Source organism: Stenotrophomonas sp. 01N47 (assembly GCF_056399165.1).
In genome coordinates, this window is sequence record NZ_JBFTQU010000018.1 from 32046 (window position 1) to 49542 (window position 17497).

16 protein-coding genes and 1 riboswitch are annotated in these 17497 nt (G+C 65.8%); of the genes, 10 read left to right on the forward strand and 6 right to left on the reverse strand.

From position 1 onward, the window contains the following. Positions 1–12 precede the first annotated feature (12 nt). Positions 13–2577 (forward strand): fimbria/pilus outer membrane usher protein, encoded by a 2565-nt coding sequence (locus AC1DKR_RS20790; RefSeq protein ID WP_478035022.1) that lies wholly within the window; start codon positions 13–15, stop codon positions 2575–2577. Beyond that, a complete protein-coding gene (locus AC1DKR_RS20795; protein ID WP_312785963.1) occupies positions 2568–3602 on the forward strand; it encodes a fimbrial protein in 1035 nt (344 codons plus the stop codon). The genes AC1DKR_RS20790 and AC1DKR_RS20795 overlap by 10 nt, the downstream gene beginning before the upstream one ends. Before the next feature lie 101 nt (positions 3603–3703). On the opposite strand, the gene AC1DKR_RS20800 is transcribed toward AC1DKR_RS20795, so the two are convergent. The 3 genes from AC1DKR_RS20800 to ettA form a co-directional block, all read right to left on the reverse strand. After that, positions 3704–5020, reverse strand: coding sequence for an NCS2 family permease (locus AC1DKR_RS20800; RefSeq protein ID WP_312785964.1), 1317 nt, complete (start codon positions 5018–5020; stop codon positions 3704–3706). 63 nt (positions 5021–5083) lie between these two features. Continuing rightward, on the reverse strand, positions 5084–5773 hold the full coding sequence (locus tag AC1DKR_RS20805; RefSeq protein ID WP_312785965.1) for an outer membrane protein: 690 nt from the start codon (positions 5771–5773) through the stop codon (positions 5084–5086). Positions 5774–6018: 245 nt separating this feature from the next. Beyond that, positions 6019–7683: an energy-dependent translational throttle protein EttA gene (gene ettA / locus AC1DKR_RS20810; protein ID WP_025876664.1), complete on the reverse strand. Its 1665-nt coding sequence runs from the start codon at positions 7681–7683 to the stop codon at positions 6019–6021. Between the two features lie 252 nt (positions 7684–7935). Between ettA and AC1DKR_RS20815 the strand changes: the two genes are divergently transcribed. From AC1DKR_RS20815 to ribD, 6 genes are all read left to right on the forward strand, one after another. Next, positions 7936–8412: an RcnB family protein gene (locus AC1DKR_RS20815; protein WP_312785966.1), complete on the forward strand. Its 477-nt coding sequence runs from the start codon at positions 7936–7938 to the stop codon at positions 8410–8412. Positions 8413–8596: 184 nt separating this feature from the next. After that, positions 8597–9850, forward strand: coding sequence for a serine hydroxymethyltransferase (gene glyA, locus AC1DKR_RS20820; protein ID WP_223494218.1), 1254 nt, complete (start codon positions 8597–8599; stop codon positions 9848–9850). A gap of 67 nt (positions 9851–9917) precedes the next feature. Next, positions 9918–10346, forward strand: a complete 429-nt coding sequence (locus AC1DKR_RS20825; RefSeq protein ID WP_049469471.1) for a hypothetical protein — start codon at positions 9918–9920, stop codon at positions 10344–10346. A 30-nt stretch (positions 10347–10376) separates the two neighbouring features. Continuing rightward, complete coding sequence (locus AC1DKR_RS20830) at positions 10377–10820, forward strand: hypothetical protein (RefSeq protein ID WP_478035007.1); 444 nt, start codon at positions 10377–10379, stop codon at positions 10818–10820. Positions 10821–10915: 95 nt separating this feature from the next. Continuing rightward, positions 10916–11437, forward strand: a complete 522-nt coding sequence (nrdR, locus tag AC1DKR_RS20835) for a transcriptional regulator NrdR (RefSeq protein WP_025876654.1) — start codon at positions 10916–10918, stop codon at positions 11435–11437. A gap of 174 nt (positions 11438–11611) precedes the next feature. Then, a complete protein-coding gene (gene ribD, locus AC1DKR_RS20840) occupies positions 11612–12697 on the forward strand; it encodes a bifunctional diaminohydroxyphosphoribosylaminopyrimidine deaminase/5-amino-6-(5-phosphoribosylamino)uracil reductase RibD (protein WP_478035012.1) in 1086 nt (361 codons plus the stop codon). 70 nt (positions 12698–12767) lie between these two features. Here the strand turns inward: ribD and AC1DKR_RS20845 are convergent, their stop codons facing one another. The 3 genes from AC1DKR_RS20845 to AC1DKR_RS20855 form a co-directional block, all read right to left on the reverse strand. Continuing rightward, complete coding sequence (locus AC1DKR_RS20845) at positions 12768–13409, reverse strand: hypothetical protein (RefSeq protein ID WP_478035014.1); 642 nt, start codon at positions 13407–13409, stop codon at positions 12768–12770. After that, positions 13396–14277: a hypothetical protein gene (locus AC1DKR_RS20850; RefSeq protein WP_336024640.1), complete on the reverse strand. Its 882-nt coding sequence runs from the start codon at positions 14275–14277 to the stop codon at positions 13396–13398. The genes AC1DKR_RS20845 and AC1DKR_RS20850 overlap by 14 nt, the downstream gene beginning before the upstream one ends. A 149-nt stretch (positions 14278–14426) precedes the next feature. After that, positions 14427–15050, reverse strand: coding sequence for an outer membrane beta-barrel protein (locus AC1DKR_RS20855; RefSeq protein WP_132825968.1), 624 nt, complete (start codon positions 15048–15050; stop codon positions 14427–14429). Positions 15051–15293: 243 nt separating this feature from the next. Beyond that, positions 15294–15440, forward strand: a riboswitch (FMN riboswitch). A gap of 77 nt (positions 15441–15517) precedes the next feature. On the opposite strand from AC1DKR_RS20855, the gene AC1DKR_RS20860 reads away from it, so the two are divergent. Together AC1DKR_RS20860 and ribB are read left to right on the forward strand one after the other, a co-directional pair. Continuing rightward, on the forward strand, positions 15518–16144 hold the full coding sequence (locus AC1DKR_RS20860; RefSeq protein WP_478035017.1) for a riboflavin synthase: 627 nt from the start codon (positions 15518–15520) through the stop codon (positions 16142–16144). Continuing rightward, positions 16141–17241, forward strand: coding sequence for a 3,4-dihydroxy-2-butanone-4-phosphate synthase (ribB, locus tag AC1DKR_RS20865; protein ID WP_478035019.1), 1101 nt, complete (start codon positions 16141–16143; stop codon positions 17239–17241). Before AC1DKR_RS20860 ends, ribB begins: the two co-directional genes overlap by 4 nt. The last annotated feature ends 256 nt before the right edge of the window (positions 17242–17497 follow it).

A 17497-nucleotide genomic window follows, 5' to 3' on the forward strand; every position in this document is an offset into this window, starting at 1 on the left:
AACAGATTGACATTGTCGATCCATCAGGCGCTTTGCCTGTTGGCTGCTGGCGTCGCCTGCCCAGGATGGGCACTGGCTGCACCGGCCAATCTCGGCGAACAAGCGCTGATGGCGCAGAGCGGTGCGGCGACGGCGCGTGCGCCGGAACAGGCGCAGTTCAATTCCAGCTTCCTGTCTGGCCAGGCCACGCAGGTCGACCTGGCAGCATTCTCCAATGGCAACCCGATGGTCGCCGGCAACTACCGCGTCGATGTCTACGTCAACGGCGCCTGGCAAGGCCGTCGCGACCTGCAGTTCAAGGCCGATGCGCAGGGCCGTGTCGATGCCTGCCTGGATGTTGCGACGCTGGAAGAGCTGGGCGTGGACAGCGAAGCGGTCCTGCTCCAGCAGGAGCCGTCCGCAGCGCTGGACAAGAGCACCTGCGTGCCGGTGCAGCAGCGCATGGCCAACGCCTACGGTACCTATGACAGCGGCAACCTGCGCTACGACCTCAGCATCCCGCAGGCGTTCATGCGCCGCGAAGCCCGAGGCTACGTCAATCCCGCACTGTGGGACCGCGGCATCAATGCCGGTTTCGTTGGCTACAGCTTCAATGCGATTGACAGTGACAGCCGCACCGACGGTGGCAACCGCAACCGCAGCGCCTACCTGGGCCTCAACGCAGGCCTGAACCTGGGCGGCTGGCAGTTCCGCCACGATTCCAACCTGACCTGGAACGAAGGCGACGGCCGTCATTGGCAGAGCATCGCCACCTACGCGCAACGCGGTATTCCGCAGGTGCGCGGCATGCTCACCCTGGGTGAGGCCTACACCAGCGGCGAGCTGTTCGAGTCGATCGGCTACCGCGGCGCCAGCCTGGCCAGCGACGATCGCATGCTGCCCGATTCGCTGCGCGGTTACGCGCCGATCGTGCGTGGCATCGCCGAGACCAACGCGCGCGTCGAGGTCCGCCAGAACCAGCAGCTGATCTATTCGGCCTCGGTGTCGCCGGGCAACTTCGTGATCGACGACCTGTACCCGACCGGTTACGGCGGCGACCTGGAAGTGAGCGTGGTCGAAGCCGATGGCCGTCGCCGCGAGTTCAAGGTTCCGTTCGGTTCGGTGCCGCAGATGCTGCGCGCCGGTGTATCCCGCTATGCGATTACTGCCGGCCAGGTCCGCAACAAGCAGCTGCGCGATGAGCCGTGGCTGATGCAGGGCACCTATCAGCGCGGCATCGGCAACCAGCTGACCCTGTACGGCGGCAGCGCGTTGAGCGATGGCTACCTGTCGCTGCTGTACGGTATCGGCGTGTCCACACCGCTGGGTGCCTTCGCCGCCGATGTCACCCATGCCCGTACCTCGTTCGATCATTACGGCAACAGCACCGGCGCCAGCGTGCGCCTGAGCTACAGCAACATGATCGGCGAGACCGGCACCAACCTGAACCTGGCTGCTTACCGCTATTCCACTGAAGGCTTCTACAGCCTGCAGGATGCGCTGTACGCACGCGACGCCGACGATCGTGGCATCGACCCGAGCACCCGCGGCCGCCAGCGCAGCCAGTTCCAGCTGACCCTGAACCAGCCGCTCGGCCGTCGCTGGGGCGCGCTGTACGTGACCGGCTCGGTGCGTGACTTCTACGATCGCCCCGGTACCGCCAAGCAGTACCAGGTGGGCTACAACAACGCCTGGCGCTCGGTGAACTTCGGCTTCTCCGCACTGCGTACCGAAGAAGGTGCGCTGGGTCGTTCCGATACCCAGTACCTGTTGTCGATGAGTGTGCCGCTGGGCCGCGGAACCCGCCCGGTCTCGCTCAGTGCCGATGTCGGTGTGCGCGAACGCGGTGGCTACGACAGCAGCCGTGTCGGCATCACCGGCGCCGCAGGCGTGGACAACAACTTCAGCTACGGCGTGGCCCTGTCCGATACCCGCGACGGTGGCACCACCGCCGTCGGCAATGCCGAGTACCGCAGCCGCTACACCGCGTTGAACGCGACCTACGGCCATTCGCGTGACTTCCGCCAGGCATCGTTCGGTGCCAACGGCAGCCTGGTCATGCACAGTGGCGGCGTGACCCTGACCCCGCAGCGTGGTGAAACCATGGTGCTGGTCGAGGCACCGGGTGCACGTGATGCCATGGTCAGCAACGCGCCGGGCCTGCGCATCGATGGTCGCGGTTACGCCGTGGTGCCCTACGTGTCGCCGTATCGCCTCAACACCGTGACCTTGGACCCGCAGGGCATGGCTCACGATGTCGAGCTGGAAAGCAGCAGCCAGTCGATCGCTCCGTTCGCCGGTGCCATCAGCTACCTGCGCTTCGATACCCGCAAGGGCAATGCACTGCTGATCCAGGTGCGCAACACCGACGGTCGTACGCTGCCGTTCGGCGCGCAGGTCAAGGACGAAACAGGCCAGCCGGTGGGCATGGTCAGCCAGGGCGGCCGCCTGTACGTACGCAGCGAGAAGAACCAGGGCAGCCTGCAGGTTGAATGGGGCTCCGGTGCTGACCAGCGTTGCACGGTTGATTACCAGGTACCGGCGGGCGCCGATGCGTCCAAGACCGGCTTCATCCCGCTGGAGGCAGCATGCCGATGATTCTCTTCCGTGGCCGCAAGGCGCTGGCCACCCTGGCCGTGCTTGGCGGCGTGCTGCTGGCCAGCCCGGCGCTGGCCACCTGCTATATCAACCAGCAGGGGTTCGTCGCGCAGGACGTGCAGATGGACATGGGTCAGATCGTCATCCTGCCCAATCTGCCAGTCGGTGGTGTGATCAAGGAACTGATCGTGCCGATCAACCAGCGCGACAACATTGGTTACTGTGATCGGTGGGGCGGCAGCGCCAACGGCCGCTTCGTCAACGCAGCGCAACAGAGCGCTGTGCCAGGCTTCAGCAACGTCTATGCCACCGACGTAGCGGGTGTCGGTATTCGTGTCTATCGCGATTCGGGCTCCATCCAGACCTATTACCCCCACACTCTGCAATTGGGGGGCAACCGCAACTTGACCCTCAATGGCGGCCGCTTCCGGGTGGAACTGATCAAGACTGCTGCGCAGACTGGTTCGGGCACCATCGCGCCCAATGGTCGCTTCACTACCTATTATCTTGATGGCGACGGTCCCGGCCGTCCGGAACTGACCTCCACCTTCAAGGGCTCGGGCACCACCGTGGTCAGCCCGACCTGCGAAGTACAGGCCGGCAGCCGCAACATTCCGGTGGATTTCGGCAGCGTGCCCAACACCAGCTTCACCGGCGTCGGCTCCAAGGCCGTCAACCGTGATTTCGACATCCGCCTGAACTGCCAGGGCAGCAACCTTGCGCAGTTCCAGAGCAAGGTCGGCATCCGCCTGGATGCCGACCAGGATGGTTCGAACATGCCGGGTGTGCTCAAGCTCAGCGCCGCTGCCAACAGCGCCACGCGCATCGGCATCCAGATGGTGCAGCGTGATGGCAGCAGCGAGCGCGAAGTGCGTTTCGGCCAGACCATCAACGTCGGCACGACCACTATCGGCAGCTCTACGTTGAGCCTGCCGCTGCGGGCCCGCTACGTGCAGACCCAGGCCGGCACCGTGGGTGCCGGTATTGCAAACGGGCAGGCAACCTTCACCATCCAGTACGAGTGAAGGCCACGCGGCATCGGGTAGTGCCGGCCGCTGGCCGGCAACTGCAGGATTCCCGAGACATGTGAGAAGTTGCCGGCCAGCGGCCGGCAACAGCCACCGGCTTACTCCAGCGCGTAGCGCAGCACGAACAGCACCGCCACCAGCCACACCGCCGGATGCACCTCGCGCCAGCGGCCGGTGCCCGCCTTCAGCGCGGCATAGGCAATGAAGCCGAAGGCCAGGCCGTTGGCGATGGAATAGGTGAACGGCATCGCCAGCGCGCACAGTGCAGCCGGCACCGACTCGGTCAGGTCGCTCCAGTCCACTTCCACCAGTTCACGCAGCATCAGCCCGGCCACGAATAGCAGCGCCGGCGCGGTGGCATAGCCGGGCACCATGGCCGCCAGCGGCGAGAACAGCAGCGCGGCCAGGAACAACGCGGCCACCACCAGTGCGGTCAATCCGGTACGGCCGCCCACCTGCACGCCGGAGGCACTTTCGGCGAAGGCGGTGGTGCTGCTGGTGCCCAGCAGCGAGCCGGCGACAATCGCCGTGCTGTCGGCCAGCAGCGCGCGCCCGAATCGCTTCTGCGCGCCTGGCAGTTTCAGCAGGCCGGCACGACCGACCACGCCATACAGCGTGCCGGTGGCATCGAACACTTCCACCAGCACGAACACCAGCACCACCTGCAGCAGCACCGCAATCGGCGCACCACCGTTGTGGTGCAGCAGGCCCGGCAGGTCCAGCTGCAGGAAGGTCGGTGCCAGGCTCGGCGGCAGCGACACCAACCCGTGGTACTGCAGGTCGCCCAACGCCCAGCCGGCCCCGGTCACCGCAAGGATGCCGATCAGGATCGCGCCGCGCACACGCCGCGCTTCCAGGATCGCGATCAGCAGGAAGCCGCCCAGCGCCAGCAGCGGCGGCGCGGTGTTCAGCGGGCCCAGCGCGACCAGCGTGTCCTCGTTGCCGATGATCACGCCGGATTTCTGCAGCGCGATGATCGCCAGGAACAGGCCGATGCCGGCCACGATCGCCGACCGCAATGACGCCGGAATACCCGACACCAGCCACGCGCGCACGCCGGTCAGCGACAGCACCAGGAACACCAGGCCCGAAATGAACACCGCCGCCAGCGCCTGCTGCCAGGGCAGGCCGGCAGCACCGACCACGGTGAAGGCGAAGAACGCATTCAAGCCCATGCCCGGGGCCATGCCCACCGGGAAGTTGGCCGCCAGTGCCATCACCACCGAGCCCAGCGCTGCGGCCAGGCAGGTGGCCACGAACACCGCACCTGCATCCATGCCGGTGGTGCCCAGAATCTCGGGATTGACGAAGACGATGTAGGACATCGTCAGGAAGGTGGTGACACCGGCCAGCAGTTCGGTGCGCACGGTGGTGCCGTGCTGCTGCAGCTGGAACAGGCGTTCGAACAGGGACATCGCAGATCTCTCGTACCTGCACGCCCTGCCGCCCGAAGGACCGGCGGGTGCGTCGCCAGGCGGTTAGAAGTGGTAGTTCAACTTCAGCGTAACGCTGCTGTAGTTGGTATGGAAGCTGCGTCGCGCCGCAGCGGGGTAGTTGGGATCTTCCAGGTAAACCGGGCTGGAGCCCAGATGGGTGTAACGGTACTCCGCACCCGCCGAAAGCTGGTCGCTGAAGCGGTACAGCACGCCTGCGCCGACGTTCGCGCCGGTGGATACATGGGATGCGCGGGTTTCGAATTCGGCCACGCGGCAGCCGTTGGTGGCCTCCACCAGCGACTTGTCGCAGCCCAGCGAAAACTCCTGGCGGGCCACGCTCACGCCGGCGCTGACGTACGGCAGCCACTGGCCCGCCGCGTAACCCAGCTTCAGGTTGATCGCACCCGAACGGGTCACCGCATCCTTGCCGTAGTAAGGGCTGTACCGATGGTTGTCGCGGTCCTTCCACTCCTGGTTGACGTTGCCGAAGGAAAGGGCGCCTTCGATCCCGGCGACCACATTGTTGTCGAACTGCCAGTTGCGGCCGGCCTGCAGCCCGCCAGCAAAGCCGCGGATGCTCTTTTCAGAGGCATTGGTGTTGCTGCGGTCCTGGCTGTGGCCTTCGCCATGGCTGGCATGGGCACCCAGGTAGATGCCTTCCCAGTTCGCCGGCGCGGCCGCGGCAGTGCCGGACAGCAGCAGCGCTGCCGTGGTGGAGATCAATGCTTTCATGGTGTTTTCCTACGAGGGGGATGAATCGGGTGCGTAGGAAAACCGAAGCGTTGGGCCGGGAACATACAACGAGTTGCAAAGTACGGAGGACGCCGTGTGCGACAAGGAATCAACACTGCTTTACACGTGCAGCCTTCAGCCGGGTGGCGTTGAAGCGCGTCGCGAAAGGGTCAAAAGCGTCAACAAAAATCGATTGCGGCCCCTGAAAGGCGAAAGGCCGCGCGAGCGCGGCCTTTCGTTGTTCCTTACTTCAGTGCCTTGAAGCGCAGGCGCTTCGGCGCAGCGTCGTCGCCCATGCGGCGGCGCTTGTCTTCTTCGTACTCGCGGTAGTTGCCCTGGAAGAACTCCACGTGCGAATCGCCTTCGAACGCCAGGATGTGGGTCGCGATGCGATCCAGGAACCAGCGGTCATGCGAAATGACGAAGGTGTTGCCCGGGAACTCCAGCAGCGCATCTTCCAGCGCACGCAGGGTTTCGATGTCCAGATCGTTGGACGGTTCGTCGAGCAGCAGCACGTTGCCACCCTGCAGCAGGGTCTTGGCCATGTGCAGGCGGCCACGCTCACCACCGGACAGCGAACCGACCATTTTCTGCTGGTCCTGGCCCTTGAAGTTGAAGCGGCCGATGTAGGCGCGCGACTGGATCTCGATGCCGTTGATGTTGAGGATGTCCAGGCCGCCCGCGATTTCCTGGAACACGCTGTGGTTGCCTTCCAGCGCGTCGCGGCTCTGGTCCACGTAGGACAGCTGCACGGTCGGGCCGACCACGATCTCGCCGGTGTCCGGCTTTTCCTGGCCGGTGATCATCTTGAACAGGGTCGACTTACCGGCACCGTTGGGGCCGATGATGCCGACGATGGCGCCCGAGGGCACCAGGAAGTTCAGGTTGTCGAACAGCAGGCGGTCGCCGAACTTCTTGGAGACGTTCTTGAATTCCATCACCGCCTGGCCCAGGCGCTCGCCCGGCGGGATGAAGATTTCATTGGTCTCGTTGCGCTTCTGGTAATCGACCGACTGCAGCTCTTCCAGGCGGGCCAGACGGGCCTTGCCCTTGGTGCGGCCGCCCTTGGCGTTCTGGCGCGACCACTCCAGTTCCTTCTGGATCGCCTTCTGGCGAGCCTTTTCCTGGTTGTCTTCCTGCTTCAGGCGCTCATCCTTCTGGGTCAGCCAGTCGGTGTAGTTGCCCTTCCACGGAATGCCGCGGCCACGGTCCAGTTCCAGGATCCACTCGGCGGCGTTGTCCAGGAAGTAGCGATCATGGGTGACCGCCACGACGGTGCCGGTGTAGCGCGCAAGGAACTGTTCCAGCCATTCCACCGACTCGGCGTCGAGGTGGTTGGTCGGTTCGTCGAGCAGCAGCATGTCCGGCTTCTGCAGCAGCAGGCGGCACAGCGCCACACGGCGCTTTTCACCACCGGACAGCTTGCCGACGATGGCATCCCACGGCGGCAGGCGCAGCGCATCGGCAGCCACGTCCAGCTGGTTTTCCAGCGTGTGCGCATCGCCGGCGGCGAGGATCGCCTCCAGGCGTTCCTGTTCCTTGGCCAGCGCGTCGAAATCGGCGCCTTCTTCGGCATAGGCCGCGTAGACCGCGTCCAGCGCAGCCTGTGCCTGCAGCACTTCGCCAACGCCTTCTTCAACCGCTTCACGCACGGTCTTGGTCGGGTCCAGCTCCGGTTCCTGCGCCAGGTAGCCAACCTTGATGCCGGCCTGCGGACGGGCTTCGCCCTCGAAATCGGTGTCCACGCCGGCCATGATCTTCAGCACGGTGGACTTGCCGGCGCCGTTCAGGCCCAGCAGGCCGATCTTCGCGCCCGGGAAGAAGGACAGCGAGATGTCCTTGATGATCTGCCGCTTGGGCGGGACCACCTTGGACACGCGGTTCATGGTGTAGATGTATTGCGAGGACATGAGGTCTCCGTAGGCGCGACCCTGCGCCCGGTCCGTCACGGGGAACTTCCCGTTGCGGCAGCGGGCACAGACTGAATGGAATACCCCCAATTATAGCCGGAACCGCTTACGCCCCGCGCCGTCCGCAGCGCCCGGGGCTGGCCGAGGACTGAATGGGCCGTCACAGTCCCGCAGCGGGAAGCGTTTCCAGCCGGAAACGGTTCAGATCGAATGCGCAATATGGGCTCACCACCCACCCAGCAGAGGTCTCCCATGCACATCCATCGACTCATGGCCGGCGCCGTGGCCTCTGTACTGGCGTTGGGCGCCATCGCCCCGGCCTTCGCCGACAACGACCACCGTGGTCGCGACCGCGACCGCCGTGAATGGCGAGAAGATCGCCGCGAGTGGCGCCACGACCGTCGCGACTGGGAACGCGACCGCCGCGAAGCGCGCCGTGACTACCGCCACGACCGCCGCTACGACCACGGCTATTACCGCCCGGCACCGCCGCCGCCGCGGGTGGTCTACAGCCCGGGCTACCGGCCCGGCTATGGCTATGGCTGGCAGCGCGGCCACCGCTATCGCGATTACTACCGTGGCCCGATCTACGTGGTGAACGACTACCCGCGCTACCAGCTGCGCCGCCCGCCGTACGGCCACCACTGGATCCGCGACGACCGCGGCAACATGCTGCTGGTGGCCGTGGCAACCGGCATCATTGCCGACTACATCATCAACAACCGTTGATGCAGCGCCGGGGTCGGATCCCTTTCCGCAGGAAAGGGCTCTGACCCCACAACGCCATTCAACACCATACGGGGCCGGATTCGTTCGTCGAATCCGGCCCCGGTCGTTTCGGCCCCAGCAGGCCGGGGCGGGGCTACAATCAAGGGCTGAGCCGTACCCCTTTCCCCGCCTGCTGGAGTACCCGATGTTCCCGCGTGACGTCCGCATCGAAACCTACGATCCCGAACTGGCCAAGGCCATCGCCGCTGAGACCCAGCGCCAGGAAGACCACGTCGAGCTGATCGCCAGCGAGAACTACACCAGCCCGGCGGTGATGGAAGCCCAGGGCAGCCAGCTGACCAACAAGTACGCCGAAGGCTACCCGGGCAAGCGCTACTACGGTGGCTGCGAATACGTGGACATCGCCGAACAGCTGGCGATCGACCGCCTCAAGCAGCTGTTCGACGCGGACTATGCCAACGTGCAGCCGCACAGCGGCTCGCAGGCCAACCAGGCCGTGTACTTCGCGCTGCTGCAGCCGGGTGACACCATCCTCGGCATGAGCCTGGCCCACGGCGGCCACCTCACCCACGGCGCCAAGGTCAATGCCTCGGGCAAGCTGTTCAACGCTGTGCAGTACGGCGTCAACGACCAGGGCCTGATCGATTACGACGAAGTCGAGCGCCTGGCCCTGGAGCACAAGCCGAAGATGGTCGTTGCCGGCTTCTCGGCCTACTCGCAGGTGATCGACTGGGCGCGCTTCCGCGCCATCGCCGACAAGGTCGGTGCCTACCTGTTCGTCGACATGGCCCACGTCGCCGGCCTGGTTGCTGCTGGCGTCTACCCGAGCCCGCTGGAACACGCGCACGTGGTCACCTCGACCACCCACAAGACCCTGCGCGGCCCGCGCGGCGGCATCATCGTCGCCAAGGGCGCCGACGAAGACCTGGTCAAGAAGCTGCAGTCGATCGTGTTCCCGGGCATCCAGGGCGGTCCGCTGATGCACGTCATCGCCGGCAAGGCCGTGGCCTTCAAGGAAGCGCTGGAGCCGGGCTTCAAGACCTACCAGCAGCAGGTGGTGAAGAACGCGCAGGCGATGGCCAACACGCTCATCGCACGCGGCTACAAGATCGTCTCCGGTGGCACCCAGAACCACCTGATGCTGGTCGACATGATCGGCAAGGACGTGTCCGGCAAGGACGCGGAAGCTGCGCTGGGCAAGGCCCATATCACCGTCAACAAGAACTCGGTGCCGAACGACCCGCGTTCGCCGTTCGTGACCTCGGGCCTGCGCCTGGGCACCCCGGCCGTGACCACCCGTGGCTACACCGAGCAGGACTGCGTGGACCTGGCCAACTGGATCGCCGACGTGCTCGACGCCCCGGCCGATGAAGCCGTCATTGCCCGCGTGCGCGACGCGGTCAGCGCGCAGTGCCGCAAGTACCCGGTCTACGGTTGATCGGGCACTGGGGTCGGATCCCTTCCCTGCGGGAAGGGCTCTGACCCCGGCACCGGAGTACCCGCGCATGGATGAGCGCCGCCTCAAGTATCTCTATGCAGCCTTGGCTGTGCCGTTGGGCGCACCCAGCGTGCTGTTCGGTGGCGCGATGGCGGTGGTGGGCATGGCGGGAAGCGTGCTTTCACTCGCCGACGGCACCGTCAACCTGCCCGGGCAGGCATTGATGCTGGTGTGGGGCCTGGTTGGCCTCGCCGGCTGCCTCGCCTGGCTTGATCTCAGCTGTGGATACTTGTTCGGAGGACGCAGCGCACTACGCACCCGCAGCCGGGTGCAGTGGGGCGCGCTGCTGCTTGGCATGCTGGCTGCGCTGCCGCTGTTGGGTATAGGGCTGTGGCTGGGCATCACCCATGGCAGCGAAGGCTTCGGTCTGCTGCTGATGGGGCCTTCGCTGCTGGTCCCGGCTGGCATGCTGTTGTGGCTGCGACCTCGCGCTTGAAGCGAGCGACCTGCAAGGAGATTCGAACGCATGGATGAGCGCCTGCACAAACGCCTGTATATCGCCCAATGCCTGCTGCTGGGGTTGCCTGCACTGGTGGCCGGTGGCGGCGTCGCCGGCTTCGGCATCTACACCTTCCTGACCCGCCACGGCCTGATGCGCGGCGACGAAGGCGCGGTGCTGTTGCTGTGGGCGCTGGCGGGGGTGATCGGGTTGCTGGCCTGGTTGTGGCTCAGCATCCGCTACTTGAAGCGGGGGCGCGATGGCCTGCGGCACACCGCCCCTATTCCCTGGATCGGTTTGGCGCTGGGCGCGATGGCGGCGCTGGCGGTGATCGGCGTGGTGCTTTTCAGCTTGTTTGCCGGCAGCCCCTGGCAGGTACTGGGCTACCTGATACTGGGCGTGCCGCTGCTGGTGCCGGCTGCGCATCTGGTGTGGCTGCGTCGCGCTCCGGGCCTTGCCGGACAAGGCTGATTGCCGCCTGCATTTGCTGCAAAACCCCTTCTCAGGTACCGTTGCGACGCTACCACGACCGTGGCAGCAGGTATTTCCCCTGAGCCAGGCGTTCAATGCATTGCCCCTTCTGCCAGCATGCCGATACACGGGTCATCGACTCGCGCGTCTCCGAAGACGGCGCGACGATTCGCCGTCGGCGTGAGTGCGAGGCGTGCAACGAACGCTTCAGTACGCTGGAAACCGTTGAACTGAAGCTGCCGGCCATCGTCAAGAGCGATGGCACCCGCGAAGCCTTCGATGCCCGCAAGGTCCGCGCCGGCTTCGACCGCGCGCTGCAGAAGCGTGCGGTGCCCGAAGAGAAGATTGAAGCCGCGGTACGCGCGGTGGTGCATCAGCTGCGCATCAGCGGCGAACGCGAAGTGCCCTCGATCAAGGTTGGCGAGTTCGTGATGAACGAACTGCGCAAGCTCGACCATGTTGGTTACGTGCGTTTCGCTTCGGTCTACCGCAGCTTCGAAGACGTGGCCGATTTCCGCGAGGAGATCGAGAAGCTCGAACGTGATCTGCCGTCGAGCACCGAACAGCTGCAGCTGCTGGGCGATGTGATTGCCCTGACCAAGAAAAAGAAGGGCTGACGGCCTCTGCATCGGTAGCTGCCAACCTTGGTTGGCGCCGTGTCGCCCATCCACGCATGGCGTGGATCTACTGGGCTCTGCCAACCTCGGTTGGAGCCGTGCTGCCCATCCACGCATGGCGTGGATCTACTGGGCCCTTGGTTGGCACCATGCTGACGGCGGTACCATGGCGGCATGAGCACATCGTTCACCGTCCTTGACCACCTGCACATGGCGGCCGCATTGCGGCTTGCCGAACGGGGTGCCTATACCACCCGTCCCAATCCGATGGTCGGCTGTGTGGTCGCCCATGGCGAGCGCGTGGTCGGGCAGGGCTGGCACCAGTGCGCTGGCGGTCCGCACGCCGAAGTGTTCGCCCTGCGCGAAGCCGGCACCGAAGCGCGTGGTGCTACCGCCTACGTTACCCTGGAACCGTGCGCGCATTACGGACGCACGCCACCCTGCGCATTGGCACTGATCGATGCCGGCGTGTCGCGCGTTGTTGCTGCGATGCGCGACCCGTTCCCGAAAGTCGATGGCGGTGGTTTCGACCTGCTGCGCGACGCCGGCATCGAGGTCGCCGAGGGCTTGATGGCCGCGCAGGCGCGCGAGCTCAACAAGGGATTCCTGTCGCGCGTGGAACGCGGTCGTCCGTGGCTGCGGGTGAAACTGGCCGCCAGCCTCGATGGCCGCACCGCGATGGCCGACGGCAATTCGAAGTGGATCACCGGCCCCGCCGCGCGCGAAGATGTGCAGCACTGGCGCGCGCGCGCTGGCGCGATCCTCACCGGCGCCGACACCGTGCTCGCCGACGACCCGATGCTGACCGTGCGCTTGGCTGACACTGAAGTCATGCCGCCACTGCGCGTCGTCCTCGATTCGCGCCTGCGCTCGCTGGAATGCAGCCGTGTGCGCGAGGGTGGGGCGCCCACGCTGTACCTGCACGATGCAATGATCAGCCCACCCGACGCCGCCGACGCGGCCTTTGCCAGCGTAGCCGTCCGCCACGGCCGCCTTGATCTGGGCGCGGTGTTGGCACTGCTGGCCGAGCGCGGCATCAACGAAGTGCACACCGAAGCCGGTGCAACGCTGGCCGGCGCACTGGTGCGTGGTGGCTGGGTGGACGAACTGCTGATGTACCAGGCGCCAACACTGCTGGGCGACAGCGGCCGTCCGTTGCTGGCCGACCTCGGCATCGACGTGATGGACCAGCAGCGTCGATTGCATGTGGTCGACCAGCGCCAGGTGGGTGAGGATCTGCGGTTGCTGCTGCGGCCATGAAGAAGGGGACGGAGGGGATTACGTCGTTTGTGGCAAAAACGCCGTAATCCCCTCCGTCCCCTTTTTCAGTTCAACGATCCTCGCCAGGCGGGTGCTCGTTCCACTCGAAGAATGGCAGGAACGCATCGGCCAGCCCGCCCATCAGCGGCGAGGGGTTCTGTACGCGCCAAGCGCCACCGTCATGATCGCGCTCGAAGGACACGGTGATGATCCTCTCCCGGTCCGGTGCCGTCGCGATCATCTGCGTATACGCCGTGGCCAGTTCGCTCGACATCTGCGGTGGATGTGGTCCGTTGAATGGCACCGGATGCGCACGATAGACGGGCAGCAGGGCCGTCAGGTCCGGCAGGTGGCAACGGTAGTCAACATCGGCGATGTCTGCCTGCGGATGATGCACGCTGTTGACACTGCAACGCACCGATGTCTGGCGCCTGCGCAGGGCCGCGGCGGCCTGCGGCCAATCGGCCATTTCAGGCGCTTGCTCGAGATGACTTACGCTCGCCAGCGCCGCCGCGATCGCCGGGCCCTTGGCTGTACCCAGATAGCGGCCCAGCTCGGCCTGGGCCGCGGTATCGCCGTGCACGATCACCTGTGCGTACAGCTCGAACACGTGTCCGGGCGTCGGCACAGGCGGCGCCGCCAGTACCGCAACCGGGGCCAGCAATGCAGCCAGCCCCAGTCGCTTCAGCGCAGTGAACTCACGCGCACGCATCGGTCCACATCATCTCGGCCATCGGACGCAGTGCCTTGCACTCCTGCGTCATTTCCTCGGCCGACATCACCTGCGTCTTGGCCTTCAACTCTTCGGTCATCGCATCCACACCGCTGATCTGGTCCGGTGCGATCTTCGCCACGCAGCTGCGGTGCTGCTGCAGCAGCAGATCGCAGGCCGGCACGCCGGTCACCTTCGGTGCCTTGGCTGCTTCAACGTCCTGCATCCAGCCATCGAACGGCGCCAGCGCATCCAGCACCGGGCCCACCAGATCATCGAAGTTGCTGCTGTACCAGTAGCCCTTGTCCTTGGCGGTGTACAGGGTGAGGGTGCCGGTCACGGCCTTGCGCGGGCCACTCTGCAGGGCCTGGGTATAGGCCTCGGTGAAGCGCGCGCGCGGAGCCTTGTCCTCACCCGTCAGGCTGGCCAGGAACAACGGCTGTACGCTGCCCAGGTCGGCCAGCTGGCAGCTGAAATCAACCTTGGCGATCTTCTGGTCGTCCACGAATTCGTTGTCTTCCACCGTGCTGCGCGTGGCACGGCACTGCGAGGCCTTCAGCGCCTTGGTGTACATCGCTTCCGCCGCTGCAGGATCGCCCTTCACTCCAGCCACGGCCAGCACCGTCTGCCACGGCTCGGCCAGGGCCTGGGCCATCATGCCCGGCACCGGCGTTACCGAGTCCTGGCCGTCGAAGGCCGGCTTCAATGCGTCGTTGAGCGTGCGCGTGGCGGCGGCATCGTCTTCCAGCAATGCGCGTGCGTACAGATCGAAGGTCTGTTCGGGCGTCAGCTGCGCCGGGGCGGCCGCGGCGAACAAGGGGGCGCACAGCAGTGCGGTGGCCAGCAGGCCGCGGATCGGGGTCTTCATGACGGTGTTCCTGTTCCAGAGGGCGGCAAGCCTAGCGCAATTGTCATTGCATTCGATGGCGTGCCGCAGCCAAGCGCATTGCGCGTGGCGGCCAACAAAAAACGGGCCCCTTGCGGGACCCGTTCGATCACACGACGAGGATCGGGCAATCAGAAGCTGGCGCGCACGCCGGCCGAGTACTGGGTGACGTCGCGGTAGCCGGAGATCTCGCCGACCAGACCCCAGGTACGGGTGAAGTTGATCTGGCCACCGAGGGTACCGACCCAGGTGCCCTTGAACTCGTTGCCACCGTCCATGTAACCGGCCTTGATCCAGGCTTCGGTCATGCGCGAAGGCTTGCCACGCAGGCCCATGGTGGCGCGCACCAGGTTGGTGTGGTCCTTAACGCTGAAGCGGCCGTAGTCCACGTCCTTGACGGTGATTTCAGCCTGCTGGCGGACCCAGGCGATGTCGGCGGTGTAGTCGACGCGGTCGCTGAAGGGCATGTGGTAACCGATGCCCAGCTCCGGCTGGTTCAGCTTGAGCTTCATCGAGCCGTAGTCGTAGTCGTACGACTTGCTGCCGTAGTTCCAGCCGCCGAACACGTGCACCTGCTCGGCCAGCGCGATCGAACCGCGCACGTAGCCACCATCAACCTTCGGGTCGTTGAACACGTCGTCGTCGGTCTTGACCTGGGTCCAGCCGCCTTCGACGTAGGTGTAGCTCAGGGCGTCGGCGGAGGCCGAGAACGGGGCAGCGGCCAGCAGGGCGGCCACGATCAGGATCTTGCGCATGGGAATTCCTGTGAATTTCAGTCCATTGGCGGCCCACCTGTGCGGCAGTCCGTGGCGACCTCATGTCGTCCGACCGCCGATTTTAATGAAAGTTTTACGAAATGCGAGCGACGGCCGTCACAGGCTCGGACGCGCCCGGGTGGGGTCAGGGCCCTTTCCTGGGGAAAGGGATCCGACCCCCGGGGGCATCCGACCCCGTTCAGCCCGGGCTGTTACACTTGGCGGGCCGGTTCGCCGGTACACAAACGTCTTCAGGGCGGGGTGCAATTCCCCACCGGCGGTAGGTGCGCAAGCACGAGCCCGCGAGCGCCCCGGCCTTACCGTCGGGGGTCAGCAGATCCGGTCCAATGCCGGAGCCGACGGTCATAGTCCGGATGAAAGAAGACGGTGCCACAGGGCCTTTGCGGCCCTGCGCCCGCCTGTTTGCCTTGCGGCGTTTTTCGCTCACTTTTCGCGGAGAACGTTACTTGTTTACTGGAATCATCGAAGGCGTCGGCCGTCTGGCCGCACGCGAATCCATCGGCGGCGATGTCCGCTTCACCTTCAATGTCGGCAACCTGCCGTTCGACAACGTGCAGATGGGCGAGAGCATCGCCATCAACGGCGTCTGCCTCACCGTCATCGCGTTCGATGCCGGCAGCTTCCAGGCCGATGCGTCCACCGAGACCCTGGGCCTGACCACGCTGGGCCAGCTGGCCGAAGGTGCAGTCATCAACCTCGAACGTGCCATGCGCCCGACCGACCGCCTTGGCGGCCACCTGGTCAGCGGCCACGTTGATGGCCTCGGCCAGGTGCTGTCCATCCACGAAGATGCCCGTGCCCAGCGTTGGCGTTTCGCCGCGCCGGCCGCGCTGCGCCGCTACATCGCCAAGAAGGGCTCCATCTGCGTGGACGGCGTCAGCCTCACCGTCAACGAAGTGGATGACGAAGGCTTTGAAGTGGCACTGATCCCGCACACCGTGGCCAATACCGCGTTCTCGGCCACCGGCGTGGGCAGCGCGATCAATCTTGAAATCGATCTGGTCGCTCGTTATGTGGAACGCCTGATCAGTGTGCCGACCAACGGTCTGCACCCACAGGGAGATACCCCATGAACTTCGCCCCCATCCCCGAGATCCTGGAAGACATCCGCCTGGGCCGCATGGTCGTCATCGTCGATGACGAAGACCGCGAGAACGAAGGCGACCTGATCATGGCCGCCGAGTTGGTCAAGGCCAGCGACATCAACTTCATGGTCACCCACGGCCGCGGCCTGGTGTGCCTGCCGTTGAACCGCACGCGCGCTGCGGACCTCGGCCTGGCGCCGATGGTGCAGGCCAATACCGCGCAGTTCCAGACCAACTTCACCGTCAGCATCGAAGCGGCTGAAGGCGTCACCACCGGCATTTCCGCCCACGACCGCGCGCACACCATCCGCACCGCGGTGAAGCCCAATGCCAAGCCGGCCGACCTGCACCAGCCGGGCCACATCTTCCCGCTGATCGCCCAGCCGGGTGGCGTGCTGACCCGTGCCGGCCACACCGAAGCAGCCGTGGACCTGGCAATGCTGGCGGGCCTGGAGCCGGCCGGCGTGCTGGTGGAGATCCTCAACCCGGACGGCAGCATGGCGCGCCGCCCGGAGCTGGAAGTGTTCGCCCGCGAGCACGGCCTGAAGATGGGCTCCATCGCCGACCTGATCGCCTACCGCCTGGCCACCGAAAAGACGGTCGAACGCGTGGACGAGCGCGAGATCGACACCGAATTCGGCCCGTTCAAGCTGGTTACCTACCGCGACCGCATCGCGCACGACCTGCATTTCGCGCTGGTGCGTGGCACCCCGGATGCCGACACCCCGACCCTGGTGCGGGTGCAGGTGGAAAACCCGCTGGCCGACCTGCTGCACTGGCGCCGTGACGATTTCGGCGTGGCCGCGACCGATGCCCTGCGGGCCATCGATGCCGAAGGCGCCGGCGTGATGGTGGTGCTGCAGGCCCCGCGCGACGGTGAAGCCCTGCTGGCCCGCCTGCGCCAGCAGCCGGCGCCGGTGGTCCCGGGCAAAGACAAGGACGTGAGCCAGTGGCGCCGCAACGGTGCAGGCGCGCAGATCCTGTCCGACCTGGGCCTGGGCAAGCTGCGCGTGCTGGGCACCCCGCGCCGCCAGATCGGCCTGGCCGGGTACGGCCTGGAAGTGGTGGAGACGGTCACCCCGTAACCGCCCCATGACCGGTAGTGCCGGCCGCTGGCCGGCAACCCCAGGAAATTCGGTAGTGCCGGCCGCTGGCCGGCAACCACAGGAAACTCCGGTAGTGCCGGTCGCTGGCCGGCAATCTCAGGAAATTCGGTAGTGGCGGCCGCTGGCCGGCAACCTCAGGAAACCCCGGTAGTGCCGGCCGCTGGCCGGCAACCACAGGAAACTCCGGTAGTGCCGGCCGCTGGCCGGCAACCACAGGGCACCGCAGTTGCCGGCC

Bases quoted from the DNA above. Each gene is read 5' to 3' on its own strand.
- AC1DKR_RS20795 (WP_312785963.1), top strand. From the start codon at position 2,568: ATGCCGATGATTCTCTTCCGTGGCCGCAAGGCGCTGGCCACCCTGGCC.
- AC1DKR_RS20800 (WP_312785964.1), bottom strand. From the start codon at position 5,020: ATGTCCCTGTTCGAACGCCTGTTCCAGCTGCAGCAGCACGGCACCACC.
- AC1DKR_RS20805 (WP_312785965.1), bottom strand. From the start codon at position 5,773: ATGAAAGCATTGATCTCCACCACGGCAGCGCTGCTGCTGTCCGGCACT.
- ettA (WP_025876664.1), bottom strand. From the start codon at position 7,683: ATGTCCTCGCAATACATCTACACCATGAACCGCGTGTCCAAGGTGGTC.
- AC1DKR_RS20815 (WP_312785966.1), top strand. From the start codon at position 7,936: ATGCACATCCATCGACTCATGGCCGGCGCCGTGGCCTCTGTACTGGCG.
- glyA (WP_223494218.1), top strand. From the start codon at position 8,597: ATGTTCCCGCGTGACGTCCGCATCGAAACCTACGATCCCGAACTGGCC.
- AC1DKR_RS20825 (WP_049469471.1), top strand. From the start codon at position 9,918: ATGGATGAGCGCCGCCTCAAGTATCTCTATGCAGCCTTGGCTGTGCCG.
- AC1DKR_RS20830 (WP_478035007.1), top strand. From the start codon at position 10,377: ATGGATGAGCGCCTGCACAAACGCCTGTATATCGCCCAATGCCTGCTG.
- nrdR (WP_025876654.1), top strand. From the start codon at position 10,916: ATGCATTGCCCCTTCTGCCAGCATGCCGATACACGGGTCATCGACTCG.
- ribD (WP_478035012.1), top strand. From the start codon at position 11,612: ATGAGCACATCGTTCACCGTCCTTGACCACCTGCACATGGCGGCCGCA.
- AC1DKR_RS20845 (WP_478035014.1), bottom strand. From the start codon at position 13,409: ATGCGTGCGCGTGAGTTCACTGCGCTGAAGCGACTGGGGCTGGCTGCA.
- AC1DKR_RS20850 (WP_336024640.1), bottom strand. From the start codon at position 14,277: ATGAAGACCCCGATCCGCGGCCTGCTGGCCACCGCACTGCTGTGCGCC.
- AC1DKR_RS20855 (WP_132825968.1), bottom strand. From the start codon at position 15,050: ATGCGCAAGATCCTGATCGTGGCCGCCCTGCTGGCCGCTGCCCCGTTC.
- ribB (WP_478035019.1), top strand. From the start codon at position 16,141: ATGAACTTCGCCCCCATCCCCGAGATCCTGGAAGACATCCGCCTGGGC.